A 25,755-nucleotide genomic window follows, 5' to 3' on the forward strand; every position below is an offset into this window, starting at 1 on the left:
CAAATTTCGATTACGTCCGCAGGCGCGAGGGGGTTATCCCACCTCTCCTTTTTCGATGACCTGCGTTTCCTGCTGCGCATGGGACAACCACTCCTGCATTAACGGATCGCTCCAGGTTGTCTCAATATAGCCGGCGCAAGCCGCGTTGACGTCCACGCCATAGGTGCGGAAGCGGGAGGCCACTGGCGCGTAGAAGGCGTCTGCGATACTCCATTCTCCAAACAGCCAGGGACCGCGGTCCGCGAAGGTTTCCCGACACTGGGTCCAGATTTCGCAGATACGCGCGACTTCGTCCCGAGTCGCGTCATCCAATTCCACTCGGCGACCACTCGCGCGACAGTTCATCGGCATGGCGCCGCGCACACCAGAAAAACCAGAGTGCATTTCCGCAGTCACAGAGCGCGCCCAGGCCCTTTCGAAGGCGTCGCGGGGCCAGAATTCGGGTTTCTGTTCCGCCACCCATTCGGCGATGGCCAACGAGTCCCATACCGGACGGCCGTCAATCAACAGCGCCGGCACTTTTCCAGCCGGAGAGTACTCCAACAGTTTATCTTTGTAACCCGGCGTCATCAGGGGGACAAACACCTCTGAAAACGCCAGCCCGCTGCGCTTCAACGGCAGCCACGCGCGCAAAGACCACGACGAGTAATTCTTATTGCCAATAACGAGAGTAAGTTCAGTTTGCATAAGTCCTCCTTTGACTGGACAACTTTAGATCAATTTGCCGGGCAATCCTAGATAGCGAGAGAAAGAAGTATTATTTTCATAGAGTTGCGTGCGTTTAGCCGGAAAAATCTTTTTACGCAGGCGAACTATGAAAACGGCCGCTTTTCTGTCAATTTATGGGGCCGGATAAGAAACTGACTCAGCATTTAATGCGAATCCGTCTATTATTATTTAATTACAACTGTTCCTTGAACGGCTGCAGCATGCTTCCGAGGCGTTTCCGCAGGGAGAATTCGAGGTCCAAAGCCCGAAAAAATTTGCCTGTCCGTCATTCAAAGCTCATGCTTGTCGGTTATTTTTATGAAGGAAATGGTCATTTGAGGGCGTCATGAAAGCACTGCGTCTTATTTTGGTAGTATTCGGGCTGGGATTGATTTGCGCCCCCGCCCTCGCAGAGGGACTCAATGCGCCACAGGGAAGGGCCGTGCTTACCGTCAGCGGTAAAATCGCCAACACTAACGGTAAGAACGTAGCGAAATTCGATCTGGCGATGCTCGATCAACTGCCCCAGCACAGCATCAAAACCAGTACGCCCTGGTTTGATGCGCCGAAGACATTTTCCGGCCCGCTGGCGCGTGATCTGATGAAACTGGTGGGCGCCCAGGGCGGTAAAGTCAAAGCCATCGCTCTGAACGACTACGCCACCAATATTCCGATTCAGGATTTTCAAACCTATGATGTCGTGCTGGCCACGCGTATAGATGGAGAAACGTTAAACATCAGGGAAAAAGGTCCGGTTTTCGTCATATATCCCTTCGACCTTGTCCCCGAAACCAAAAATGAAATTTTCTTTCAACGTTGTATATGGCAACTTGTTCAGATAAAAGTCGAGTAACCCGCGTAACGCGTCATTTTCAGAGTAGATATTTTTGGTCAAGCGAATTCGGTCGATTCTCGGTGTTGTATTAGCCGCCGCCACAGTCATACTCGCCATCGCCGTTACCGCCACCATAGTCACGTTACGCGAAGGGGCGTTGGAGGTGCGGGTCGCGAAGGACGATTTGTATTGGTCTATTCATCAGATCGAAGTGGAAGTGATGAATATGCTGATCATCGCCCATGCGCTGCAGCATGGCGACCATCTGCCGGAAGACCTGGATATCCGTTACTCAGTGCTGCTCAGCCGCACCGACCTGTTCAAGAAAGGCGAATTTCGCGAGGCCATCAGCGTTCTGCCGAAAACTCAGGCATTAATGACCTCCGTCACCTATCAGATCGAAGCCCTGTCGCCCCTGTTCGATAACGCCGTCAACGACCCTGACCCAATACTCCCCGAACTGATCGACAAGCTCGACGAAACCCGCCGCATCGCGCACGAACTCACGCTGATCGCCCATCAGGAACAGGTCACCTTACGAGTGGCGAAGCGGGACGAACTGGCCAATATCTTCTTCTATGCGGAAGTGCTGCTGTCGGTGCTGGCGGTGACCGTACTGATCGGCTTTATTTCTCTGTACTGGTTAATGTATCTGGCCAAACAGGCCAAAGTCGAAGCGGATTTCCACCGCCGTCGGGCGGAAGCCAACAGCGACGCCAAGAGCCGCTTCCTCTCCAACATGAGCCACGAATTGCGCACGCCGTTGAATGCGGTCATGGGCTTCGCCCAGCTCATGCAAATGGAAAGCCGCAATCTGTCCCGGGAACAGATGCAGAATATCGACGAAATCTATAAAGCCAGCGAACACCTGCTATCGCTCATCAACGACATCATGGACCTGTCCAAGATCGAGAGCGGTCAGCTAAGCATCAGTATCGAACCCTGCTCTGTGCAGTCTCTGGTCAATGAGTCCGTGTCCATGATTCGCTCCATGGCGATGATGAACAACATCAGCGTGTATGAACCGGAAGTGCGTCTGGATTATCTGATCAAGGTAGACCGCACCCGCATGGTGCAGGTGTTGACCAACTTCCTCACCAACGCCATCAAGTACAACCGCAAAGGCGGCTGGGTCAAGGTCGAACTGGAGCACGAAAGCCGCAGCGGCATGCTATGCCTGAGCGTCGCGGATAACGGCATCGGCATTCACAAGAAAGACCACCACAAAGTATTCAAACCCTTTGAGCGCCTGGCCCAGGACATGGCCATCGAAGGCACCGGCATCGGGCTCGCCCTCAGCCAGCAGCTGGTGCTGTTGATGAACGGCCAGATCGGTTTCAAATCGAAAGAAGGCCAGGGGAGTCTGTTCTGGGTGAAATTCCCGATTCTCGACGTGGTCAAAGCCCAGGACCGTAGCGCGATCAAAGCCGTGTCGCCGCGTCCGCCGGATTTGGAAGTTCTAGCGGCGCCCAAGGCCACCGTGCTCTATATCGAAGACAATTACTCCAATATCCGTCTGATGGAGAGTCTGTTCGCCAGCATGCGTAATATCCAGTTGTTGACCACCAATAATGGCGAGCAGGGCATCGCCATGGCCCGCACTTATCGTCCGCAACTGGTTTTGCTGGATCTTAACCTGCCCACCACTTCCGGGCTGGATGTCTGCTCTCGCTTTCAGGAAGACCCGGAACTCGCCGACATCCCCATCGTCGCCGTCACCGCCAATGTGAACGGCAGCCAGGAAGCGAGCCGACTCGGCCTCAAATTCCAGGAGTTCATCCTCAAACCCATTGACGTGGAAGTGATGAAGTCCACCATTTTCAAATACCTCGGTCGACCACAGCCGCACTAAACGCGCTTGGCCCATCCGCCACATTTATATCCCGCCTTTCCTCATCTTGCCGCCCTGTTTCCAACGAAACTTGGATATTTCACGGCTTTTCGTTTTATATTAACGGCATAGGTCTATACACGCTGGCGCAGCCCCTCCGGCCTGAGACGCGGGCTGGCGTACGCGCATTGATTCTTGCTGCGCTGGCAGACCATCAAAAAAGAAAAAGGGTTCAGGACGGCGTCGGTCGGATGCGCTCCGGCAGCGCCGACGATACTAATAAGCATAGAAATGGATGCGATTATGGACAAAGCAGTACACGCCTGCAGAATCTGCCAGGGCGATGTGAAATATATGGGAGCCACGGACTTCAACAAATCCGGCAGCGATCACTTTGAAGGCCGCCGGGTGTTCCCCCCGTCCCTCATTCAAGTCGACTATTACCGCTGTCAGCAGTGCGGATTCATGTTCACACCTTATTTCGACGATTGGAGCGATAAGGATTTCGAACGTCAGGTTTACAACAACGAATACCTGAAAGCCGATCCGCCTTTCGCGGGCGAACGCGCCGCCCGTCTGGCGCAATTTCTGACGCGCGCCCTGGGCGATGATCTAAGAGATGAGTCTCTGCTCGATTTCGGCGGCGGCGAAGGTCATCTGGAACGTCTGTTGCGCAGGCAGGGTTTCAGTGATTGCGCCACCTACGACCCCCACCATCACGCCAACTGTAAAAAACCTTCCCGGATTTACAGCCTGGTCACCACCTTCGAAGTGGTGGAGCATGTCAGCGACCAACACAACCTGTTCAAAGAGCTGTGCTCGTTAGTCGCGCCCAACGGTTCATTGCTGCTGAGCACGCTATTGCAACCCAGAGATATTGAAATGCAAGGGGTGGACTGGTGGTACGCCTGTCCGCGCAATGCGCACATGGCGTTTCATACCCGCCGCAGCCTGCAGCATGTGCTGCAGGCTCACGGATTCTATCTGGAGTCGCTCAGCGATGAATTGCACATCGCATTCCGCAGACCAAACGCCGTCAGCAACAGGTTTCTCAGCCTGGGAGCAGCCTCCGTGCAGGTTAACGACACGATCTGCGCGGACTAAGCGAAGACGAGATCCGCCGACTCACCCCCGGCGGACGTGGCTTAGTCCAACTTGCCGCTGCACTCAAAGCGCTTGAGCTGTTCTTCATAGGGTGCAGTGTCAAAGCCTTTGTCCTGCAGCCATTGTGGATTGTAGTAAGTATCCAGGTAACGCTCGCCGCCGTCGCAGATCATACTGACGACTGAACCGGATTCGCCTCGCGCGCGCATCTCCGACAGCAATTGCACCGTCGCATACAGATTAGTGCCCGTGGAGCCGCCGCAGCGACGGTTTAAAAGGTGTTGCAGCCAACGCAGTGACGCCATGGACGCTGCATCCGGCACTTTGATCATGCGGTCCACAATACCGGCGATAAAGGACGGCTCCACCCGCGGACGTCCAATACCTTCAATACAGGATGGCTGCGTCAGGGTCAGAGAGGCGTTGCGGGTCTGATAGTAATCGTAGAACACGGAGTTTTCCGGGTCCGCCACGCACAACCGCGTGGCGTGCTGCTGATAACGCAGATAGCGGCCGATGGTGGCGGAGGTGCCGCCGGTGCCGGCGCTCATCACAATCCAGGAGGGAATGGGATAAGGCTCTGCGCGCATCTGTTGAAAAATGGATTCGGCGATATTGTTGTTGCCGCGCCAGTCCGTCGCCCGTTCCGCGTAAGTAAACTGGTCCATGTAATGGCCATCAACTTCCCGCGCCAGTCGCTCGGCTTCGTCATAAATACTGCCAGTGCTGACTTTATGACAGGCGCCGCCATAGAAGGTGATCTGATCCAGCTTCTGTTGCGAGGTGGACGCCGGCACCACCGCGATGAAAGGCAGCCCCAGCAAACGGGCGAAATAAGCTTCGGACACCGCGGTACTGCCGGAAGACGCCTCGATCACCGTCGTCCCCTGACGAATCCAGCCATTACACAGCCCGTATAAAAACAGCGAACGCGCCAGGCGGTGTTTCAGGCTGCCGGTGGGATGGGTGGATTCGTCTTTCAAATAGAGATGAATATCCGGAATGCAGGGCAGATCGACCTTGATCAAATGCGTGTCCGCCGAACGCTGGAAATCCGCCTCAATCTTCTGAATCGCCTCACTGACCCAACTCATACCCGATTACCTCTTAGTTCTATGGTTAGTTTTCAGGGTTATAAGTATATAGCCTCTGGCTATTAAACCCACTACTCAATTTGTCGAGTCTTTTCTCCGAACCTTCTTAAACATATACCAGAGCAGGTGAGACGTTCCGCTATCTTACATTCCGTTACAAATGCTGACATTTAAACCGCTGCAGCGAATGGGATTTCCTTGTAAATGCCAGGGGCTTTCTGTAGCATTCGCGCCCTCCAAAATCCTGCAGCAATTTTCCGGCCAGTTCCCGTTGTGCGCCTACGTGCGCGGCGATTGACAGCGCGCGCGTTATCCCCAGATGTCGTCGGGAACCGGAAAGTCGTGTGCTCAGGCGTTGTGGAGCGAAAAGTATTTCGTCGCCAGGGACGGCATCGGCTTAACCGCCAACCCGGGAGCCGGTCGCAACGCCGGCCTCCCACCCTTTTCCTGTTATCTTCACGCTTGTCGCTCCCCCTTCGCTTTGGCATGATGCCCCACTGACGTTTTACGGGAGCCCGCTATGTCATCCGCCCTCACCCTGATCGCTGGCCCAAAGGCCTTGCAGCACATCCGCAGTCGCGGTCTGAAAGCGAATGACTTCAGTCTGATGGCGGGCGCTTCCGGCGGTCCCAAGTGGTTCATTCTGTTCGGACTGGACAAGTATCTGTCCGGGGAGTTTTTCAAAGACCGCCGCACGCCGTTGCACACCATTGGCTCCTCCGCCGGCGCCTGGCGCATGGCCTGCTTCGCCCAGAACGATCCGGTGGCGGCGATCACCCGGCTGGCGGAGCATTATTCCCAGGAGCGCTATTCCGAGAAGCCCGACGTGGCGGAGATCACCGCCAAAGCCAGACTGATGGTGCAAACCACGCTGGGCTCCAATGGCGCAGCGGAAGTGATCGCACACTCCACTATTCGCACGCATATTCTGGCGGACCGCTGCCGGGGACCCGCCGCTTCGGAACAGGCCTGGCTGCAGTTATTCGGCCTGGCCCTGGCCGCCGGCGCCAACGCACTGAGTCGACGAGCGCTGGGATTGTTTTTCGAACGCGTCCTGTTTCACACCGGGCCGGAGCCGGCCCTGCAATTAAAAGATCTTCCCACTCGCACCGCGCCTCTGCATACGCAGAATCTGGAGCAAGCGTTAATGGCGTCGGGCGCCATTCCTATGGTGCTGTCCGGCGTCTCCAACATTGCGGACGCCCCCAAAGGCGTTTACCGGGACGGCGGCATCGTGGATTATCACTTCGACCTGCCGTTCAATGAAAGCAAGGGATTGGTTCTTTACCCCCACTTCAGTCAGCAGGTAACGCCAGGATGGCTGGATAAGAAGCTACCGTACAGAAAGGTCGATCCCCGCCATTACGACAATGTGCTGATGCTGACGCCCTCCCGGGAAATGGTGGCCAAACTTCCCTACGGCAAGATCTCCGATCGTAACGACTTCAAGCATCTGGATGCGGACAGCCGCCTCAAATACTGGCGCACAGTACTGCTGGAAAGCGAGCGCATGGCGGAGGATCTGCATGAAATGGTCACTACCGGCAAAGGTCTGGAAAATATTCAGCCTTTCCAGCCCTGACAACAGGGGCTTATTTGCAAGGAAACAAACAGGGACAGGATAAGCTAAGCGAGGATAAACCACCGCCGCCCCTCAGGGACGGCGATGGCGAATACCTAACAGGCGGGATCAGGCGGTCTCGATATCCACCAGGATTTCTCCCGGCGTGACGCGGTCGCCTTTCTTGGCGAAAACGCCTTTCACCACGCCTGCAACGCCGACTTTGATCTCGGTTTCCATTTTCATGGCTTCAATAATCAACACCGCGTCGCCAACGGCCACGGTCTGACCTTCCTTGACCAGCACATCGACGATATTGCCCGGCATGGCGGTTGTAATGTGACCGGGCGCGGAGGCGCGCTGACGCTTGCCGCCGCCTTCAGCCGGCGTGTAGGCGCCGGTGGACTCGATCATGATCTCTTCCGGTTCGCCGTCCACCGTCATGTAGAAGCGACGCTCGCTCTCGCCGCTGGGGCTGACGCCTGTGACGTGAATGTCGTAGGTTTCGCCATGTACGGTGATCTTGAACTCAGTCGCCACGCCCGCCGCCTTGGCGTCCGCCTTCGGCTGCAGCGGCTCCGGCTTGAGCGTGCCCGCTTTGCGCCCTTGCAGGAAGGGCTTGGCCACTTCCGGGAACATCGCGTAAGTCAGCATATCTTCATCCGACTCCGCCAGATCGCCCACTTCTTCTTTCAGCTTGTGCAATTCCGGCTGCAACAGGTCGGCGGGACGACAGTCAATCACGTCTTCCTTGCCAATCGCCTTCTTCTGCAACTCCAGATTCACCGGCGCCGGCGCCTGACCGTACCAGCCCTGCAGATAGCGCTTCACTTCGTTGGTGATGGTTTCGTAGCGTTTGCCGGTAATCACATTAAGCACCGCCTGAGTTCCCACGATCTGTGAGGTCGGCGTCACCAGCGGCGGATAGCCGAGGTCTTCGCGCACACGGGGAATTTCGGTGAATACGTCGCGAATGCGATCCAGGGCGCCCTGCTCTTTCAACTGGTTGGCCAGGTTGGACATCATGCCGCCCGGCACCTGATTGATCAGCACACTGGTGTCGACGCCGTTGTACTCGCTTTCAAACTGGTGGTACTTCTTGCGCACTTCGCGGAAATGCGCCGCCACCTCGCCCAGAATTTTCATATCCAGGCCGGTTTCGTAGCCCGCCGCTTGCAGGGCCGCCGCAATGGTTTCTGTGGGCGGATGACTGGTGCCGCCGGCGAAGGAGGAAATACAGGTGTCGAGGTGATCCACGCCCGCTTCCACCGCCTTCAGCTGGCACATGGACGCCATGCCGGAGGTATAGTGGGAATGCAGGAAGATCGGCAACGTCAGGGATTGCTTGAGCGCGCTGACCAGATCAAAAGTCACTTGCGGAGTCAGCAGACCCGCCATGTCTTTGATGGCGATGCTGTCCGCCCCCATATCCGCCATGCGCCTGGCCTGGTCCACGAACGCCTCGACTGTGTGCACCGGACTGGTGGTGTAGCAGATAGTACCTTGAGCGTGCTTGCCAGTTTTCTTCACCGCCGCGATGGCGGTCTCCAGGTTACGCACGTCATTGAGGGCGTCGAAGACCCTGAACACGTCGATGCCGTTGCTGGCGGCCTTTTCCACAAACGCCGTCACCACGTCATCAGAATAATGTCTGTAGCCCAGCAGGTTCTGACCGCGCAGCAGCATTTGCAGGCGTGTATTGGGAATGGCTTGTCGCAGTTGACGCAGTCTCTCCCAGGGATCTTCCTTCAGGAAGCGTACGCAGGCGTCAAAGGTGGCGCCGCCCCATACTTCCAGAGACCAGTAACCGGCTTTATCGAGTTTTTCCGCCACCGGCAGCATATCTTCCGTGCGCATGCGGGTGGCGATCAGCGACTGGTGGCCGTCGCGCAGGATGACGTCAGTGATGTTTATTTTCTTACTCATGCTAAATTCGCTCCCTTACATGCCCGCCTGCGCGGCGACCGCCGCTGCGAGCGCCGCGGCCAGCGATTCCGGCCGACGTTTGATGGAATAGTTGATCAGTTCAGGATGGGCTTCGACGAAACCGGTATTGAAGTCTCCCGCGCGGAACTGGGGATGCCGGAGAATCTCGCGGTAATAGGGAATCGTCGTGCGAATCCCGTATATCTGCATGTCCTCCAACGCCCGCTCGGCGCGCTCCAGCAAATCCTCCCAGGTCAGATTCCAGACGATGAGCTTGGCGCACATGGAATCGTAGTACGGGGGAATGGTGTAGCCGGTATAAATCGCCGCATCGGTGCGCACGCCTGGGCCGCCGGGAGAATAATAGCGGCTGATGCGTCCGAAGCTGGGCAGAAAGCCGTTTTTCGGGTCTTCCGCGTTGATGCGGAACTGGGCGGCGAAGCCGCGATAGCTGATGTCCGCCTGCAGGAACGGCAGGGGTTCGCCGGCGGCGATGCGGATCTGGGTTTTGACGATGTCGATGCCGGTGATTTGCTCGGTGATGGTGTGCTCCACCTGCACCCGGGTGTTCATCTCCATGAAGTAGAAGCTGCCGTCATGATCGAGTAGAAACTCCACCGTGCCGGCGTTTTCGTAGCCCACTTCCCTGGCCACTTTCACCGCCAGTTCGCCCACATAGTGGCGCTGTTCGTTGGTCAGTTGCGGCGACGGCGCCAGCTCGATCAGTTTCTGATTACGGCGCTGAATGGAACAATCCCGCTCGTACAGATGCACGACGCCGCCATGGGCGTCCGCCAATACCTGCACCTCAATATGACGCGGGTCGACAATGCATTTCTCCAGGAATACTTCCGCGCGTCCAAAGGCCTTGGTGGCTTCTGAAATAACGCGCTGGTAGTTGCTGCGCAGGTCTTTCTCGTCGTTACAGCGGCGAATGCCGCGTCCGCCGCCGCCAGAGGTGGCTTTCAGCATGACCGGGTAACCGATGCCCGCAGCGACTTCCACCGCGTGCTCCAGATCCCTCAGGTTGCCTTCGCTGCCGGGCGTCACGGGCACGCTGGCGCGCTTGGCGCTGTTGCGAGCCTCGGTTTTATCACCCATTTGTCGAATGACGTCGGCGCTCGGTCCGATAAATTTCACCCCCCGCTGGGCGCAGATTTCCGCCAGCTCAGCGTTTTCGGAGAGGAATCCATAGCCCGGATGCAGCGCGTCACAGCCTGTCTCCACCGCCAGATTCACTATCTGATGCGGGCTGAGATAACCCTGCAACGGATCGGACCCCAGGCAATGGGACTCGTCCGCTTTCTTCACGTGCAGAGCGTAGCGGTCGGCTTCGGAGTAAATTGCAACAGACCGGACGCCCAGTTCGCGACAGGCGCGGGCGACCCGCACCGCGATCTCGCCGCGGTTGGCTATCAATACTTTTTTGATCGACAGCTTGGGTTTCGATGATGATTGTGGTTGTGATGATGTAGAAGTTACAGGCACTGGAATTATCCCTCTTCTTTTCTTTAGCGGCTGAATGAGAGTCATTTAGCCGCCGATAAGTCTAGCGGGAAATACGTATGTCTGTGAAGAAAAGTAACGCCATTGCGTCGATAAAGTTTATTAATCACTCTATTGAGCGGCCCAATCAGGCCGCTTCTTTCGCGTTCCGCCGCGGTTTAGAAACGCTTGCAGCGTTGCTCCCCGCCGCCGTATCCGGCTCCATTGTCGCAGTCGGCTCCACTTTTTCGCCGCGCCGCTCATGCAGAAAACGCAGCACTTCCGCCCTCAGGTGGTTGTAGCGGCTGTCATCCGCCAGCGCCAGGCGGTCACGCGGGCGCGGCAGATCCACCGTCAGCACCTCGCCGATAGTCGCCGCCGGTCCATTGGTCATCATCACGATACGGTCCGACAGCAACACCGCCTCATCGACGTCATGGGTGATCATGACCACGGTGTTGTTGAGTTCATTCTGAATCTCCATCAATGAATCCTGTAAGTGCGCCCGAGTCAGTGCATCCAGGGCGCCGAAAGGCTCATCCATCAGCAGCACCGAAGGCTTCATCGCCAGGGCGCGGGCGATGCCGACCCGCTGTTTCATGCCGCCGGAAATTTCCGACGGCTTCTTGTGCATGGCGTGATCCATATGCGCCAGACGCAGGTTGTGCTCAATCCATTCTTGCATTTCCCGCTTGCTCTTTTTGCCGCGGAACACCTGACGCACCGCCAACTCCACGTTTTCATATGCGGTCAGCCAGGGCAACAGGGAATGATTCTGAAACACCACCGCCCGCTCCGGCCCCGGTTCGTTGACTTCCTTGCCGTCCAAGACGATGCCTCCTTCGGTGGCCTGCAACAGGCCCGCGATAATATTGAGCACCGTGGACTTACCGCATCCCGAGTGCCCGATCAGGGACACGAATTCCCCTTTTGCGATGCGTAAGTTAACCCGATCCAACGCTTTGAATTTCCCTTTTGGCGTATCAAATTCTATGCTGACATGGTCGATCAACAAATGTTCAGCGGACATAGGCGACTCCCCGTAGTTAATGCGTGTATGTTTGATGCGTTCAGCGTATGTCCGCTGTTTTATCCCAGGCGATGCGCCGCTGTATGGCCAGCATGACGCGGTCCAGCGCAAAGCCGATGAAACCAATGGTGAACACCGCCACCATGATGCGGCCCAGGGAATTGGAGCTGCCGTTTTGAAACTCATCCCAGACGAATTTGCCCAGCCCCGGGTTCTGCGCCAACATTTCGGCGGCGATCAGCACCATCCAGCCCACGCCCAGAGACAGACGCATGCCAGTGAAGATCATCGGCACGGCGAAGGGCAGCACCACTTTGCGCACCTTGGTGGTCCAGGACAGGCGCAACACCAGACTGACGTTGTTCAGATCCTTATCCAGTCCGGACACGCCGACGACTGTGTTGACCAGCGTCGGCCACATGCAGCACAGGGTGACGGTAATGGCCGAGTTGACGAAGGACTTCTCAAACAGCGGGTCGTCGGTGACGTACACCGCGCTCACCACCATGGTCACCAAAGGCAGCCAGGCCAGCGGCGACACCGGTTTGAATATCTGAATCAGCGGATTCACCGCCGCGTACATGGTTTTACTCAGCCCGCATACGACGCCAACCGGCACGGCGATCAGCACCGCCAGACTGAACCCCACGAACACGGTGTACAGGCTGGTGACGATCTGATCCAGATAGGTCGGGCGCCCGTTATAAGTGCGCCATTTCACTTGCGCCGCCGGGTCCTGCGCCAGCTTGCTCGCATTACGCTCTTCCTGGCGTTGATAAAACGCTTCGGCCTTTTGTCGCTCCTGCTGGTGCTCCAGCCAAAGTCCCTGCGCCTGCTCCCAGACTTGCGCCGGCCCCGGCACAGCGCCCAGAGAGGTCTGGATACGCGAGGCCGCCGCATCCCAGACGCCCAGAAACAACAGAAAAGCCAGCAACGGCACGCCAACGCCCCGCACAATCGCAGAGATCTGCTCACGGGGATCTTCCCCCTTCAGCAGTCGCACCCAGGGGGCCAGCCAGGACGCGCTTTCCAGTCGTTGAGAAATTTGAGCCATCATTCATTCGTCCTCACACCAAAGGCGTCGGGCGCGCCCGACGCAGAGCCGTTATTCCACTGTCTCGTCGCCTTTCAGGCCGATGCTGAAGCGGGCGAGATAGGCATTAGGTTGGCGACCGTCGTAGGTGACGCCATCAATAAACTCGGACTGCGGCGGACGGAATCCGTCTTCACTCGCGAAGTCGGGAAAGTCGGCCTTCGCCATTTTGCCTTCCGCAATCAATTCTTCCGCCGCTTTGCGATAGATATCCGGCCGATAGACTTTTTTAGCGGTCTCCATGTACCAGCTATCCGGTCTGGCGTCGGCAATCTGGCCCCAGCGGCGCATCTGGGTGAGATACCAGATGGCGTCGGAGTAGTAGGGATAGGTGGCGTTGTAGCGGAAGAACACATTGAAGTCCGGCAGAGCGCGTTTATCGCCTTTCTCATATTCAAATTCGCCGGTCATGGAGTTGGCGATTACCTCGTAATCCGCGCCGACATAATTAGATTGAGACAGGATTTTCACCGCTTCCGGGCGGTTGGCGTTGTTGTTCTCATCAAGCCACTTGGCGGCGCGAATCATCGCTTTCACAACGGCGATATGGGTATTGGGATATTTGTCCGCCCAGGCTTTGGAGACGCCGAACACCTTCTCTGGATTATTTTTCCACAGCTCGTAATCTGTGATGACGGGTACGCCGATGCCTTTGAAGACCGCCTGCTGATTCCAGGGTTCGCCCACGCAATAGCCGAATATCGTGCCCGCCTCCAAAGTGGACGGCATCTGCGGCGGCGGCGTCACTGAAAGAAAAGCGTCAGCCTTGATCTGACCGGTGATGTCGCCTTTATGCGGCGCGTAGTAACCGGGATGAATTCCGCCCGCCGCCAGCCAGTATCGCAGTTCATAGTTATGGGTAGAGACGGGAAACACCATGCCCATCTTGAAGGGTTTGCCTTCGTTCCGGTACTTCTCCAGTACCGGCTTGAGATAGTCCGCCTTGATCGGATGCACCGGCTTGCCGTTTTCCATGGGGATATGTTTTTTCATCTCCCGCCAGACTTCATTGGATACAGTAATGCCGTTGCCGTTCAGGTCCATGCTGAACGCGGTGATAATGTGCGCCTGGGTGCCGAACCCGATAGTGGCTCCCAGCGGCTGTCCCGCCAGCATGTGAGCGCCATCCAGTTCACCGGTGATCACCCGGTCCAAAAGCACTTTCCAATTGGCCTGGGCCTCCAGCTCGACGAACAGGCCTTCATCTTCGAAAAAGCCTTTTTCCCGCGCAATCGCCAGTGGCGCCATATCGGTCAATTTTATGAAACCGAACTTGAGATCCTCCTTCTCCGGTTCCGCTGCGAATGCGCCGCTTACGCAACAGGACAGGACAATACCCTTCACCAGATTCTTTAGCGTTATCGTGACTTTCATGGTCCGCTCCGAGGTTAAGAACTGACCACTACAATCCAACATTCATACCATTGATCATTTTTTGTCTTTTAAATCATTTAGTTGACACTCCATCAGTTTAACGTCGCACTTTTTTGGCGCTCACAAAAATCATATTGCGCACCAAGTTCATCCAATGTCGTGCACTATGCCTGGCGTGACTCGCACCATTCGAGTGAAGAATGACGCCCCTCTTCGCACGCATGACTTTGGCTTTTCTCCAGGGGGTAGACGATACTTTGTCATATTCCTGTCTTGAACGGCTTAAACGGCAAGAACTGCATGAATTGCATAAATGGAGAGGCATCTGTGGTCAGAGGCGCGTCGTTACTGGTGGCTCTGCTGTTTTATTGTTGTGCGGCAAGCGCTGCGCAATATCGTTTCGCCCTTCTGATTCCCAACGACACGCCTTTCTGGAATCGAGTGGCCCTGTTCGCGCAAAGCGCCGCTGAAGACCTGAATGTGGAGCTGCATGTGCTGGACGGCGACGCCGACCGCCATCTGATGCTGCGACAGTTTGAGCGGCTGCTCAAGGAGCGGCGCAAGTTCGACGCCATCATTTTTCCCAATTTTCTGCAGACGGCGGAAACCTTCATTCCACAATGCGAAGGCCATCCGGTGATTTGCGTGCTGTATAACAGCGGATTGGAAGGCGCAGCCGCAGAAGAGCTCGGGCGGCCCAAACAGCGTTTCGAACACTGGATCGCCCAGTTGCTGCCGGATGACGTGGGCTCCGCCACCGCCGTCACAGTCGCGCTGATCCGCGATGTCCGAACCAGTGGCGGCAGCGGCGGTCGGGTCAACATGATCGCTATCAACGGATTCGCCGCCGACGGACCCGCCATTGCACGGGAGAAGGGGCTGCGCGCGGCGGTAGGGCTCTTCAACGATGTCACGCTGCATCAGGTGGTGTATACAGACTGGAGCGCAGAAGACGCGGAAAGCCGCACCGAGGGGCTGCTGGAGCGGTTTCCCAACGTCAACGCCATCTGGTCAGCGAACTATCGCACTACAGTAGGCGTTCTGGCGGCGTTAAAGAAGCGCCAGCGCACGCCAGGGCGGGATGTCTGGGTCAATTCCTATGACATCAACCCAACTTCGCTGCGTCAGGTGAGCGAAGGCGCGCTCAGCATTACCGCCGGCGGCCATTATGTGGAAGGCGCCTGGTCGGTCATTCTGGCCTTCGATCATTTGCAGGGTAAGCAACGTCCCGTCGCCACCAGCGTCTTTCATACCCCTATGCTATTGGCCAACCATCGCAATGCAGGCAAAATCGTCAACGTGCTGAAGCGTCTTGAGGACTATCCCCAGACCCTGCGCAAAGTCGATTTTTCCCGCTATTCCCTGGCCTTGAATCCCGCCCTCTCCGCCTACAACTTTTCCCTTGAGTCCGTCATTGAGCAAATGGCGCTAACGCAATAACGCTCACAGAGATCAATCGTCCTGTTTGATAAAGGTGACGCCAGCGATCCCCACGACGGTGGACGATTTCTCACCCTTGCTATCGAAATGGTAAAAGCTGACGCGCTCGGCGCGCCCATCATTGAATTGCAGGGTGATAGCGTATCCGCTCAGGCGATATTTTCCGGCGGCGCCTGCGTTGGCGTAGCTGGAAACGCCAGCGCCTCCCGACGTCACGGAGCCGCCGGAAGACCGGTTCAGTTCGAAACGGCCGTCACGGGTGAAGGTGATGGTCTGCGCCGAGGCGATGACGTCCATCATGCCCAGATCGGCGCTGGGCATGACCATAGTTGAGCCGGCCTTCCAGGTTCCATCCAGTTTCGCGTCCTTGTCCGCCGGCCATACCGGATAAACACGGGAAATCTTACGAGGATCGTCTCCGGGAATACTGAACACATATCCATCGCCTTGTTCTTTCCAGGTTCCCCAGGCTCTGGGCCGGACGCGCCGGGAAGCTTCCATATTCAAGTCTTCCAACGCCAGGTCGAAATCACGATACAGATCGCCGTTACTGAACAGAAGCTGTGGTTTAAATATCGGGCTGAAGCCGTTTGACGAGGAGATCAGCACCACCTTCTCCACCTCATCCCAATCCGGGCCTGCGCCGGATTTCCCGTATTTCGCCATATCCGCGGAAATCAAAGACACGTGAGCGCCGCCGTTACCCCGCTTGTTCTCCGCAGACGTTGGCGTCGCTTTGGCTTGTTGCGGAGAGTTCTCCAGGCTACGGTAGAAATCCGGATATTTGAGGGGCAGGTTGAACTCCTCGCTACGTAGGGCGCCCGCCAAAGACAAGCAAAGTTTTGGCAGCTTTCCTTCCAAAGAGCGGCGCAGTTTATTTCTTGCCGACGCAAGTAAGTCAGCGACTTTTTGGCTGTTCGCCGCACCCTGACTTACGATAGCGTCAATCTGCGCCACCTTGTTACGCGTCTCCCATTGTTGAAAGGCCGACTCGTTCACAGTGGTTATATCCGCCTCTTTGCAGAGCTCATGCGTCACTCGCAGCATCTCTATGCGTTCGTAGATGTCAGCTAAACCTCCTTCCGCATAGGCGGGCGCAGGCGCAAAAATCGACGCAAGGCAGGCGCTCAGAATGAGTGACTGCACAGGACGGTAATAAGATCGCAGAGCGCCCCGTTTGGAGATGTTTAACATGATGATTGATCCCCTGACTGGAAAATTGGAATATTAATCTGCTGTTAAAACGCTCCAGTTAAACAAGCCCCGCCTGGGGTGATAACTAGGGAAAACCCCAGGCGCCAGCAATAATTATTAATATGGCAATGATATTGGCATGTTGATAATCAGGCGCAGGGATGCGCCAGCCGCGGGAGACAGGGCCTGACATGCGCAGGCGCTGTCGTTGCAGACAAATAGAAGGAAGCTATTTGTCTGCCTGATTAATACCTAGAAAACCAGGAAACTTTTATGACGCAGCCGAATCGATACGCGATCGCCATTCATGGAGGAGCGGGGACCCTGTCCAAGGGGATGCTCACAGAGGACCAGGAGAACGAAGTACACGCCGCCCTGCGGCAGGCGGTCATGGCGGGCAAACAGATACTAGCCCAGGGAGGAACCAGCCTGGACGCCGTCGAGGCGGCGGTGCGCGAGCTGGAGAACAGCGAATGGTTCAACGCCGGCAAAGGCTCCGTCTACAACTATGACGGCGATCACGAACTGGACGCCTCCATCATGGACGGCGCCACGTTGAAGGCCGGCGCCGTGGCGGGCGTCCGCAACAGTCCCAACCCTGTGTCAGTCGCTCGCGCAGTCATGAACAAGTCCGAGCATGTGCTGCTGGCGGGCTAGGCAGTTATAAGGTCAAACGACTGATGACCCACTCAACCGGACGGTATGACGTGACAGCCGGGTATATCATTCTAACGGCAGAGACTCTGCAGCAGCCTGTCGAGAAGATCCAGAGTCGCTTTGTACAAGCGTTGACCAGTTCGAATGCTGTTGATTTGCACCGAGCCAATTCTCCATGAATTAGGAACAGAGTTTTTATGTTCATTTTGTAACTTTTAAGCTACACTTGTGGCGCCAACTTCGGCTGGATACTCTAAACGTAAGTACTGACGGTACCCAATCAATGCCAAGAGCTGCTGCAACGACAAAGTATGTGGGTTTGACCACCACTAAGCCTGATGAGATTGGCTCGTTGCTAGAATTAGTTCGTAAGACTGCGGAAGACAATGGGGGCATGTCGGCTATCGCCAAAAAAGCGGGATTATCTCGAGAGGCGTTATATAGGGCATTGTCTTCAAATGGTAACCCGACAATAAAAACGCTAACGTCTGTGTTGAGTGCTATTGGAATGAGTCTCACCATCGCTCCGATTAGACAAGAATCAGTGGATGACGAAACAACATGAAATATGCCTATGAAGATTTGAGCGACGATCAATTTGAGCGATTGGTCGTTTTTTTATGTCAGGAGCTGCTTGGGATTTCTACACAGGGCTTTGCAAAAGGCCCCGATGGCGGTAGAGATGCTAAGTTCGTGGGCACTGCTGATTTATATCCCAGTAAATCCAGTCCATGGATTGGTACCACGATAATCCAGGCGAAACACACGAATGGCTATAACAAGCACTTTTCAGAAGCCGATTTTTACAGTGTAGATGGCGATTCCAGTGTGATGAGCAAGGAAATATTAAGAATTAAGAAGCTGCGCGCAGCGGAGCAACTTGATCACTACATGTTGTTTGCGAATAGGCGCCTGGCTGCAAATGCAGAAAGTGAAATTCGCTCTTACATATCCACACAATGCAATGTGCCTGAGTCATCTATATGCCTTTGTGGGGTTGAGCAATTAGAGATGTGGTTAAAGACCTTCCCTAAAGTTGCGGAAAGGGCAAATCTAGATATGGTTGATTCACCTCTGGTTGTTAGCCCAGATGATTTGTCAGAAGTGGTTTACGCCTTGGCAGATCATAGGAAAACAGGGTTAATAACTGAGGATGATCCGCCAGCACCTCGGATTCCATATGCAGATAAAAACGAAATAAACAACATGTCGGCAGAGTACGCAGATACTCTTCGCAAAAGATATTTGAAAGAAACGGCACAAGTTCAATACTTTTTATCTGCACCTGAAAACTACGAGCTAATGCAGCTCTACGAAAACATAGTTGATGAGTTTCAGCTAAAAATCATAGCAAAAAGAAAAGACCACCAGAACTTTGACAGCGTTATGAATCATTTGGTGGATCTGCTATTTGCGCGTGACCCAGTTCTCAGGAAGCACAAAAGATTAACTAGGGTAATGCTGTTTTACATGTATTGGAACTGTGATATTGGGAGCGAAGAATATGCTTCGTCCAACTAAGCATTCACATCCTGATCGTACGGTAATAAATGTTGCTATGGTTGTTTTGGTTAGACTGAAAGATCTAAGGATTGCTAACTATAGCGATCTCCTATCCTATGCAAAGAAAAGTGTGATTGGAGGAGATGTGCTTTTTCTTCCTGCATTGAATTTTTTATTTCTTATGGGGTTGATAGAGTATCGACAAAAAACGGACTCAATAGAATATACAAAGAACAATGAGACTATCTAAGCTTTATACAAATAGGTCTGATTTATTTGAGCCGGTTTTTTTTAAAGCGGGGCTCAATGTCATATATGGTGAGATCCGTCTTCCTGAAAACAAAAGCAGAGATACCCATAATTTAGGGAAAAGTACTCTTGGAAGGGTTATTGATTTCACTCTTCTTTCAAAGCGCGACCCAAGATTTTTCCTATTTAAGCATGAGGATGTTTTTAGTCCTTTTGTCTTCTTCGTCGAAGTAAAGTTAAACGATAATAGCTATTTGACAATTCGGCGCGGTGTTTCACAGGCTTCGAAAATCAGCTTCAAAAAACACAATGAAAAACATCAAGATTACGTTTCTCTTGCCGATGACCATTGGGATCACCTTGATGTTCCATTTGCTAGAGCAAAGGAACTTCTCGATAGCTTGCTAGATCTCTCGGCAATCAAGCCGTGGACATATAGGAATGGGCTTGGATATCTTATTCGATCTCAGGATGATTACAACGATGTGTTCAAGTTGCGCAAGTTCGGTTCTCGGGATGCCTATTGGAAGCCGTACTTGTCTCATATTCTAGGGTTCGATGCTGATCTGCTGGTTAGGCATTATCAAAAGGAAGAAGAGTTAAGTAAGAAGGAAGATGCAGAGAGCACCGTTAGAAAAGAGTTGGGCGGGTCGGTCGAGGACGTTAGTAAAATCGAAGGTATATTACTGATTAAGCAGCAGGATGCTGAAAAAAAGCAAAAGCTCCTCGACTCATTTGATTTTAGGCAACAAGACAAAGAAAAGACAAAGTATTTGGTCGACGAGCTTGACGAAAAGATAGCAGAGTTAAACAGGAGGCGCTACTCGCTCAATCAGAATCGAAAAAAGATATTAAAGTCTCTTGAGGAAGATAAGATCATCTTCAACACTGAAGATGCTCAGAAAATTTTCCAAGAAGCCGGAATTTTATTCTCCGGACAAGTTAAAAAAGATTTTGATCAGCTGGTAGCGTTTAATAAGTCAATAACTGAAGAGCGTTTTGGTTACCTCGTAAGCGAAAAATCCGAGATCGAGTCAGAAATATCAAAAATTAGCAGCGAACTTAATTCTCTAGGTAAGAAGCGCTCAGATACATTGTCTTTTTTGAGTGATACAGAGGTATTCAATAAATATAAAAGATTGTCCAATGACCTTGTTTCACTTCGAGCAGACATCGAGGCTTTGGAAAGACAGAAGAGGCATATTCATCGATTGCAAGAATTAAGGGCCGAAATTAGAGGCTTGTCAGAAGAGTGTAGTCATCTCCAGTCTGAAATTGAAAATAATGTTGAGCAACAAAACTCTGAAAAAACCAGCCTTTTTTCCCAGATACGATTGCACTTTAGCGAGATTGTAGATGACGTAATTAACAGGAAAGCATTGTTAAGTGTTTCGCCTAACAGCGAGGGACACTTGCAATTTAAGGCCGAAATTCTTGATGAGTCAGGGAACTCAACTAGCGCTGACATGGGACATACCTATAGAAAATTGTTATGCATAGCTTTTGATCTGTCTGTGCTCCGGGCTCACCTAGGCGAAAAATTTCCTCACTTTGCATTTCATGATGGTGTTTTTGAGTCTCTTGATAATCGGAAAAAGGAAAATCTACTGGCTGTTATCCGCCAATATGCCGATATGGGTATTCAATCCATAATCACGCTGATTGACTCCGATCTTCCTCATAGAGAAGAAGAGGAGTCTTCCGTTTTTGATGAGTCAGAAATCGTGCTTCAATTGCATGATGAAGGAGAAAAAGGGCGCCTGTTTAAGATGAAGGCTTGGTAATCACTAGTCCGGCCATCTGTATTTTTGGGAAGCGGCTCCCCCCTACTTCCTTATTGAGCCTGCTTAAATTGAGTAATTTCCACGTCCTGACCATCGGGAAATTTGGCGTTAATTTCGAGTTTGGCGGTCTCCAGTATATAACCCGCTTTCGCGGTTGTACTCAGCGCGATGACGTCAACACAGAGACGGCGATAACAGCCATAGCCAGCGCCAAAATCGGCGTGCTGCACCAAGCATGAATAAATAGGGTCGACCGGCAAACGCGTAACATGATGATTGATCCCCTGACTGGAAAATTGGAATATTAATCTGCTGTTAAAACGCTCCAGTTAAACAAGCCCCGCCTGGGGCGATAACTGGGGAAAACCCCAGGCGCCAGCAGTATTTCATCAGGAAAACCAGGAAACTTTTATGACGCAGCCGAATCGATACGCGATCGCCATTCATGGAGGAGCGGGGACCCTGTCCAAGGGGATGCTCACAGAGGACCAGGAGAACGAAGTACACGCCGCCCTGCGGCAGGCGGTCATGGCGGGCAAACAGATACTAGCCCAGGGAGGAACCAGCCTGGACGCCGTCGAGGCGGCGGTGCGCGAGTTGGAGAACAGCGAATGGTTCAACGCCGGCAAAGGCTCCGTCTACAACTATGACGGCGACCACGAACTGGACGCCTCCATCATGGACGGCGCCACGTTGAAGGCCGGCGCTGTGGCGGGCGTCCGCAACAGTCCCAACCCTGTGTCAGTCGCTCGCGCAGTCATGAACAAGTCCGAGCATGTGCTGCTGGCGGGCGAAGGCGCAGACCGCTTCGCCAGGGCGATGGGATTGCCTCAGGTGGAAAACTCCTGGTTCGGCACGCCCATGCGCCATAGCCAGTGGCGTCAGGCGCAGGACAAAGCGCAACCCAGCCTGGAACCCGGCGCGGAGGATTACAAATTCGGCACCGTGGGCGCCGTTGCTATTGATCAGGCCGGCAATCTGGCGGCCGCCACCTCCACCGGCGGCATGACCAATAAAAAATACGGCCGCGTCGGCGATTCGCCGCTGATCGGCTGTGGCGCTTACGCTGACAATCGCAGCTGCGCCGTCTCCACCACGGGGCATGGTGAGTATTTTATCCGCCATGTGGTGGCGCATGAGGTGTGCGCCCGTTACCGTTATCTGGGCGAATCGCTACAGCAGTGCGCGCAGCAGGTGTTGTTCGAAGAGTTGCAGCCCAGAGGCGGCGAAGGCGGACTGATCGCCATCGATCATACCGGCGCCGTAACGTTGAATTTTAATACGGAAGGCATGTACCGGGGCTGGAGCGAAAGCGACGGTGAGATTTTCACGGGCATCTACGGCGACGACGCCGTGCGCTCCAACAAGCCTTAACCGCGACTGCCGCTCAGTTTTCGCATTATTTTTAGCCAAAACAGTGGGATAGACTATTCTTAAAGAAGGTTTTTGACAAAAGCCTCTTCTCTTCCATCAGGACGAGGTGGGGCTTTGCGCCGTTTGTCAGTACTTTCTGGGGATGTCTATGCCTAAATTGCTGCGTTTTTTCACCACCCGGTTATTGCGGCCGGTGCTTATCGTGTTGTGCGTTGCGGTGGCGTTGCAAATTATCGCCAATATTCTGCTCGGACAATTTCAGCTGAACAATTTGGTCAAAGAGGTCGAATCCGGCCTGCGCGATAGCCGCCAAAAGGTCAGCACCGAACTGAACGCGGCGGAAAGCGCCGTCGCCAGCCAATTACAGACCATGTCCGACAACGCCCAGCAGCAGCTACAGAGCAAGCTGGGCGCGCAGTTGGAGACTCAGCGCAAGGATATCGCCCAGAATCTGCGACAGACCCTGGATGAAGGGGTTAAGAACCTCACCGGCATCGTCGCCGCTATCGCACCGCCCGCTATCTGGGACCGGGACACGCCTGAATTGACGCGTCTGGCGCAGTTGGTGGATAACAGCGACTCCATCGTGTTCGCCGGCTTTTATGGCTTTTTCGGTCAGGAGCCCGAACAGTTGACCCGCTATGTCGACCGCACCGATGAGCAAGTGCAGGCGCTGATTAAACAGGGCGAAGGCAAAGGCTCTTTGGCTAAGGTAATCGATGCGGCGGAGAAAGATCCCGGCATCGTTGTCATTCGTACGGATATCGCGCCCCAGGGCGCGGTGATCGGCCAGTTCGTGGTCGGCGTCAGCACCTCCCGCATAGACGGCCAGATGGAGCGTCTGAAAGGCCAGTTCTCAGACCTCACCAACCAAAGTAAGGTAACGGTGGCCAATGTGCTCGGCGGCGAATTGTCGCGGGTGTCAGAGGCGTTGCGGCTGTCTCTGAAAAACACGGAAACGCAAACGGACGAATCCATTTCCTCCGCCGTCCTGCAAATTCGGGAAGGAGCGGAGTCGTTGATCGGCAGCCTGACTTCCGCCTCCCTGGCGGCCGGAGTCATATTAGTGGTGCTGATCTCCCTGGTGTTGGGAGTGCGCGTTGTGCTGAAAGTGGATGTGCTGAGCAAAGCCATCTGGAATATCGCCGAGGGAGAGGCGGACTTGACGCAACGGGTGAATATTCAAGGCAACGATGAAATCGCCGACGTGGGCAAAGGCCTCAACGTCTTTATCGAACGGATACAGAAGATTGTGTTGAATGTTAACAAATCCGCGGAGCTGGCTTCATCGCAATCCGACGAACTCAAACATAACACTCAACAAGCCGATGAAGCGGTGGCGCATCAGAAGCAGGAAATCGAGCAGATATCTTCCGCTATTTCAGAAATGTCCAGCAGCATTCATCATGTGGCGGAGCATGTGCAACTGGTGGCGAACGATGTCGACCACATCAAGTCGGAAACCAAAAAGTCCGGCTCCATCTCGCAGAACCTGCGCAATATGCTGCAATCTCTGCAAACGGAAATGAGTAATGCGGATGAGGTGGTCAACCAGCTCGACACCCATAGCAAGGAAATCGGCTCGGTGCTGCTGGTGATACGCACTATCGCCGAACAGACCAACCTGCTCGCGCTAAACGCCGCGATTGAGGCTGCGCGGGCGGGAGACAGCGGGCGAGGCTTCGCGGTGGTGGCGGACGAAGTGCGCACCCTCGCCAATAAAACCCAGCAATCCACCACGGAAATACAGAGCCGCATAGACAGCCTGCAAAGCGGCAGCCAGAGCGCGGTGCGCTCCATCAGTGCGGCGTCGGAAAGAGCCAAACGCTCCGCTGAAGCCTTCACCGAGTCCGACAGCAGCCTGGAGAACATTAATCAATTGGTGATCGGACTGTACGAACGCGCCACCGAAATCGCCTCCATGGCGGAAGAGCAAAGCGGCGTCGCGGAAGAAATCAACCGTAATATCGTCAATATCGCCGACGCCTCGGAACGCACGCAGCAGTCCGCCGCCGAATCCGCCCGAGCCGGCGCCAGCATTCAACAGTCCGTGTCGGATTTGCGACGGCAGGTATCTGAATTTGTGGTGTAGCGCTCAGCGTTTTCTAAGGGATTAATAGGGCCGATACGTGCTCATGCACTGGGCGATGTGATTGGACGCGTCATTGAGACACTCGAAGAACTGACGTTGTTTGCCTTGCGCCTGCGAACACTCGCGCTGGGTTAGCTTGCCTTCAATGCGCTTCAGCTCAGGCATGCCCTGATCGTATTGCGCCTGCGTCATGTGACCGGAGTTCAGGTTTTTCCTGGCGACGTCTCGCATGCTCGACAGCCAGTCCTTGCCATTGCTGATGGATTTAGAACAGAAGTCCGATCCCAGCGCTTCCCCTGACGCCGAACCTTCATCGTCCGTATCGACGGACGCCGCATCCTTTTTGATCTGCTCCTGTTTTTGGCCGGGACAGGGACGATCCGAAAACGTCATATTGCCCGACGCATCCGTACACTTGTAAATACCCGCTTCAGCCATCCCTGACAATAACAAGAAAACCACCGCCAACTTCCGCATTTCCAACTCCAAAGACTCAGTCCACGCCACTCCTAACGAGCAACCTTACAAAATAATCAGAATAGACCATCAATCCCAGGATACAAATAAAGGCGGAAATTCACGCCCGCCGGCAGCTACTTATCGCCTTTCCACTCACCAATGGAAGCGCGCCGCTCATCATCGTCCGCTAATGCATGGCTGGCGACCAGCCTGCAGGGTTCGCATTGATAGGGGAATAACCAGAGGTCGCCGCCCCTCTCAGTAGAATGACCTGTCCGCCAATCTCCACCGCACCCTGGACACCAACGTTTTTCCTCATTTTTGCGTCGGCCCCAATACCGGAAGAGAAAGTAGTATGCAGGTACGCCAGTGGCGGCTTCAATGATCCGGCACACCTCTTTCCCAGCTAAAGTCAGCGCGCTATTGGCGTCGGCAAGTTCCTTGTAGGTTTCTGACTCAAGCACGGCGGACCTCATCCAAATAGAATCGCACTGACGATAATCCCGTTGCCAGAAATAGGCCCGCTCACGCTCATCCGCGTCACAAGGAACGGTATACAGGGTGATATTTTCTCCATTGTCGCCCCGATATAACGGCGACTCACCGCCATTGTCGAGCGTATGCAGGTACAGGAATGGCGCGCCTTTCCATGAGGCTTCCTTCTTTGGCGCGTTATCCTCCAACATTTCCCAAACCGGCTCACCACCGAAATACCCTTTAAGCCCTTCCAATGAACTCAAACCATAACGGTTAAAAAAACTCAGCTCCGTGGCGCTGGGTCCAAGCGCATTAACATATGCGCATACAATGCCTTGCTGAACTGCACAAACATAATCGTCTACATTCACCTGCCCATTATGCGCAAGCGTAGAAAGAAAGCTGAACGCCAGCTCCAGCGCCTCATCTTTATCATCATTAACCAGCGAACCGAAGGTTACTTTATGTAGAATCAATGTTTATTC

22 protein-coding genes are annotated in these 25,755 nt (G+C 54.4%); 12 read left to right on the forward strand and 10 right to left on the reverse strand.

What is annotated here, in order from left to right; genetic code table 11:
* Positions 1-33: 33 nt before the first annotated feature.
* A complete protein-coding gene (locus HCH_RS30210; RefSeq protein ID WP_011400378.1) occupies positions 34-687 on the reverse strand; it encodes a glutathione S-transferase family protein in 654 nt (217 codons plus the stop codon).
* Positions 688-1,054: 367 nt separating this feature from the next.
* On the opposite strand from HCH_RS30210, the gene HCH_RS30215 reads away from it, so the two are divergent.
* The 3 genes from HCH_RS30215 to HCH_RS30225 all read left to right on the forward strand — a co-directional run bounded on the left by HCH_RS30215 (position 1,055) and on the right by HCH_RS30225 (position 4,478).
* On the forward strand, positions 1,055-1,561 hold the full coding sequence (locus tag HCH_RS30215) for a hypothetical protein (protein ID WP_011400379.1): 507 nt from the start codon (positions 1,055-1,057) through the stop codon (positions 1,559-1,561).
* Between the two features lie 34 nt (positions 1,562-1,595).
* Complete coding sequence (locus tag HCH_RS30220; RefSeq protein WP_011400380.1) at positions 1,596-3,395, forward strand: ATP-binding response regulator; 1,800 nt, start codon at positions 1,596-1,598, stop codon at positions 3,393-3,395.
* 282 nt (positions 3,396-3,677) lie between these two features.
* Complete coding sequence (locus tag HCH_RS30225) at positions 3,678-4,478, forward strand: class I SAM-dependent methyltransferase (protein ID WP_148212693.1); 801 nt, start codon at positions 3,678-3,680, stop codon at positions 4,476-4,478.
* 41 nt (positions 4,479-4,519) lie between these two features.
* Here the strand turns inward: HCH_RS30225 and HCH_RS30230 are convergent, their stop codons facing one another.
* A complete protein-coding gene (locus tag HCH_RS30230; protein WP_011400382.1) occupies positions 4,520-5,572 on the reverse strand; it encodes a PLP-dependent cysteine synthase family protein in 1,053 nt (350 codons plus the stop codon).
* Between the two features lie 520 nt (positions 5,573-6,092).
* Here HCH_RS30230 and HCH_RS30235 point away from each other — a divergent pair.
* A complete protein-coding gene (locus tag HCH_RS30235) occupies positions 6,093-7,154 on the forward strand; it encodes a hypothetical protein (protein WP_011400383.1) in 1,062 nt (353 codons plus the stop codon).
* Between the two features lie 108 nt (positions 7,155-7,262).
* On the opposite strand, the gene oadA is transcribed toward HCH_RS30235, so the two are convergent.
* From oadA to HCH_RS30260, 5 genes are all read right to left on the reverse strand, one after another.
* Positions 7,263-9,059, reverse strand: a complete 1,797-nt coding sequence (gene oadA, locus HCH_RS30240) for a sodium-extruding oxaloacetate decarboxylase subunit alpha (protein WP_011400384.1) — start codon at positions 9,057-9,059, stop codon at positions 7,263-7,265.
* A gap of 15 nt (positions 9,060-9,074) precedes the next feature.
* The gene (locus HCH_RS30245; RefSeq protein ID WP_420794883.1) at positions 9,075-10,490 is read right to left on the reverse strand and encodes an acetyl-CoA carboxylase biotin carboxylase subunit; all 1,416 of its coding nucleotides are present in this window, start codon (positions 10,488-10,490) and stop codon (positions 9,075-9,077) included.
* Between the two features lie 202 nt (positions 10,491-10,692).
* Entirely contained in the window at positions 10,693-11,574 is an 882-nt protein-coding gene (locus HCH_RS30250) for an ABC transporter ATP-binding protein (protein WP_011400386.1), read from the reverse strand.
* Positions 11,575-11,614: 40 nt separating this feature from the next.
* Positions 11,615-12,631: an ABC transporter permease gene (locus HCH_RS30255; RefSeq protein ID WP_011400387.1), complete on the reverse strand. Its 1,017-nt coding sequence runs from the start codon at positions 12,629-12,631 to the stop codon at positions 11,615-11,617.
* A 48-nt stretch (positions 12,632-12,679) separates the two neighbouring features.
* Positions 12,680-14,041: a CmpA/NrtA family ABC transporter substrate-binding protein gene (locus HCH_RS30260; protein WP_011400388.1), complete on the reverse strand. Its 1,362-nt coding sequence runs from the start codon at positions 14,039-14,041 to the stop codon at positions 12,680-12,682.
* A 327-nt stretch (positions 14,042-14,368) separates the two neighbouring features.
* On the opposite strand from HCH_RS30260, the gene HCH_RS30265 reads away from it, so the two are divergent.
* On the forward strand, positions 14,369-15,481 hold the full coding sequence (locus HCH_RS30265) for an ABC transporter substrate-binding protein (RefSeq protein ID WP_011400389.1): 1,113 nt from the start codon (positions 14,369-14,371) through the stop codon (positions 15,479-15,481).
* A 12-nt stretch (positions 15,482-15,493) separates the two neighbouring features.
* Here the strand turns inward: HCH_RS30265 and HCH_RS30270 are convergent, their stop codons facing one another.
* Positions 15,494-16,675, reverse strand: coding sequence for a hypothetical protein (locus tag HCH_RS30270; protein ID WP_011400390.1), 1,182 nt, complete (start codon positions 16,673-16,675; stop codon positions 15,494-15,496).
* Positions 16,676-16,948: 273 nt separating this feature from the next.
* On the opposite strand from HCH_RS30270, the gene HCH_RS30275 reads away from it, so the two are divergent.
* The 7 genes from HCH_RS30275 (at position 16,949) to HCH_RS30310 (ending at position 24,334) form a co-directional block, all read left to right on the forward strand.
* A complete protein-coding gene (locus HCH_RS30275; RefSeq protein WP_011400392.1) occupies positions 16,949-17,332 on the forward strand; it encodes an isoaspartyl peptidase/L-asparaginase in 384 nt (127 codons plus the stop codon).
* Between the two features lie 283 nt (positions 17,333-17,615).
* On the forward strand, positions 17,616-17,897 hold the full coding sequence (locus HCH_RS35315) for an addiction module antidote protein (protein ID WP_049781164.1): 282 nt from the start codon (positions 17,616-17,618) through the stop codon (positions 17,895-17,897).
* The gene (locus HCH_RS30285) at positions 17,894-18,853 is read left to right on the forward strand and encodes an ABC-three component system protein (protein WP_011400393.1); all 960 of its coding nucleotides are present in this window, start codon (positions 17,894-17,896) and stop codon (positions 18,851-18,853) included. Before HCH_RS35315 ends, HCH_RS30285 begins: the two co-directional genes overlap by 4 nt.
* 37 nt (positions 18,854-18,890) lie before the next feature.
* Positions 18,891-19,085 (forward strand): ABC-three component system middle component 8, encoded by a 195-nt coding sequence (locus HCH_RS35125; RefSeq protein ID WP_337998596.1) that lies wholly within the window; start codon positions 18,891-18,893, stop codon positions 19,083-19,085.
* Positions 19,072-20,868, forward strand: coding sequence for a DUF2326 domain-containing protein (locus HCH_RS30295; protein ID WP_011400395.1), 1,797 nt, complete (start codon positions 19,072-19,074; stop codon positions 20,866-20,868). The genes HCH_RS35125 and HCH_RS30295 overlap by 14 nt, the downstream gene beginning before the upstream one ends.
* A gap of 411 nt (positions 20,869-21,279) precedes the next feature.
* Positions 21,280-22,242 carry an isoaspartyl peptidase/L-asparaginase family protein gene (locus tag HCH_RS30305; protein WP_011400397.1) on the forward strand — a complete coding sequence of 321 codons (963 nt, stop codon included), beginning with the start codon at positions 21,280-21,282 and terminating at the stop codon, positions 22,240-22,242.
* A 148-nt stretch (positions 22,243-22,390) separates the two neighbouring features.
* Positions 22,391-24,334: a methyl-accepting chemotaxis protein gene (locus tag HCH_RS30310; protein ID WP_011400398.1), complete on the forward strand. Its 1,944-nt coding sequence runs from the start codon at positions 22,391-22,393 to the stop codon at positions 24,332-24,334.
* A 21-nt stretch (positions 24,335-24,355) separates the two neighbouring features.
* Here HCH_RS30310 and HCH_RS30315 read toward each other — a convergent pair whose 3' ends face one another.
* On the reverse strand, positions 24,356-24,811 hold the full coding sequence (locus tag HCH_RS30315) for a DUF4124 domain-containing protein (RefSeq protein WP_011400399.1): 456 nt from the start codon (positions 24,809-24,811) through the stop codon (positions 24,356-24,358).
* A gap of 116 nt (positions 24,812-24,927) precedes the next feature.
* The gene (locus tag HCH_RS30320) at positions 24,928-25,746 is read right to left on the reverse strand and encodes a Zn-ribbon-containing protein (RefSeq protein WP_011400400.1); all 819 of its coding nucleotides are present in this window, start codon (positions 25,744-25,746) and stop codon (positions 24,928-24,930) included.
* Positions 25,747-25,755: the final 9 nt, after the last annotated feature.

Source organism: Hahella chejuensis KCTC 2396, assembly GCF_000012985.1.
Classification (GTDB): domain Bacteria; phylum Pseudomonadota; class Gammaproteobacteria; order Pseudomonadales; family Oleiphilaceae; genus Hahella; species Hahella chejuensis.

Bases quoted from the DNA above. Each gene is read 5' to 3' on its own strand.
- HCH_RS30210 (WP_011400378.1), bottom strand. From the start codon at position 687: ATGCAAACTGAACTTACTCTCGTTATTGGCAATAAGAATTACTCGTCG.
- HCH_RS30215 (WP_011400379.1), top strand. From the start codon at position 1,055: ATGAAAGCACTGCGTCTTATTTTGGTAGTATTCGGGCTGGGATTGATT.
- HCH_RS30225 (WP_148212693.1), top strand. From the start codon at position 3,678: ATGGACAAAGCAGTACACGCCTGCAGAATCTGCCAGGGCGATGTGAAA.
- HCH_RS30230 (WP_011400382.1), bottom strand. From the start codon at position 5,572: ATGAGTTGGGTCAGTGAGGCGATTCAGAAGATTGAGGCGGATTTCCAG.
- HCH_RS30235 (WP_011400383.1), top strand. From the start codon at position 6,093: ATGTCATCCGCCCTCACCCTGATCGCTGGCCCAAAGGCCTTGCAGCAC.
- oadA (WP_011400384.1), bottom strand. From the start codon at position 9,059: ATGAGTAAGAAAATAAACATCACTGACGTCATCCTGCGCGACGGCCAC.
- HCH_RS30250 (WP_011400386.1), bottom strand. From the start codon at position 11,574: ATGTCCGCTGAACATTTGTTGATCGACCATGTCAGCATAGAATTTGAT.
- HCH_RS30255 (WP_011400387.1), bottom strand. From the start codon at position 12,631: ATGATGGCTCAAATTTCTCAACGACTGGAAAGCGCGTCCTGGCTGGCC.
- HCH_RS30260 (WP_011400388.1), bottom strand. From the start codon at position 14,041: ATGAAAGTCACGATAACGCTAAAGAATCTGGTGAAGGGTATTGTCCTG.
- HCH_RS30270 (WP_011400390.1), bottom strand. From the start codon at position 16,675: ATGTTAAACATCTCCAAACGGGGCGCTCTGCGATCTTATTACCGTCCT.
- HCH_RS30275 (WP_011400392.1), top strand. From the start codon at position 16,949: ATGACGCAGCCGAATCGATACGCGATCGCCATTCATGGAGGAGCGGGG.
- HCH_RS35315 (WP_049781164.1), top strand. From the start codon at position 17,616: ATGCCAAGAGCTGCTGCAACGACAAAGTATGTGGGTTTGACCACCACT.
- HCH_RS30285 (WP_011400393.1), top strand. From the start codon at position 17,894: ATGAAATATGCCTATGAAGATTTGAGCGACGATCAATTTGAGCGATTG.
- HCH_RS35125 (WP_337998596.1), top strand. From the start codon at position 18,891: ATGGTTGTTTTGGTTAGACTGAAAGATCTAAGGATTGCTAACTATAGC.
- HCH_RS30295 (WP_011400395.1), top strand. From the start codon at position 19,072: ATGAGACTATCTAAGCTTTATACAAATAGGTCTGATTTATTTGAGCCG.
- HCH_RS30305 (WP_011400397.1), top strand. From the start codon at position 21,280: ATGACGCAGCCGAATCGATACGCGATCGCCATTCATGGAGGAGCGGGG.
- HCH_RS30310 (WP_011400398.1), top strand. From the start codon at position 22,391: ATGCCTAAATTGCTGCGTTTTTTCACCACCCGGTTATTGCGGCCGGTG.
- HCH_RS30315 (WP_011400399.1), bottom strand. From the start codon at position 24,811: ATGCGGAAGTTGGCGGTGGTTTTCTTGTTATTGTCAGGGATGGCTGAA.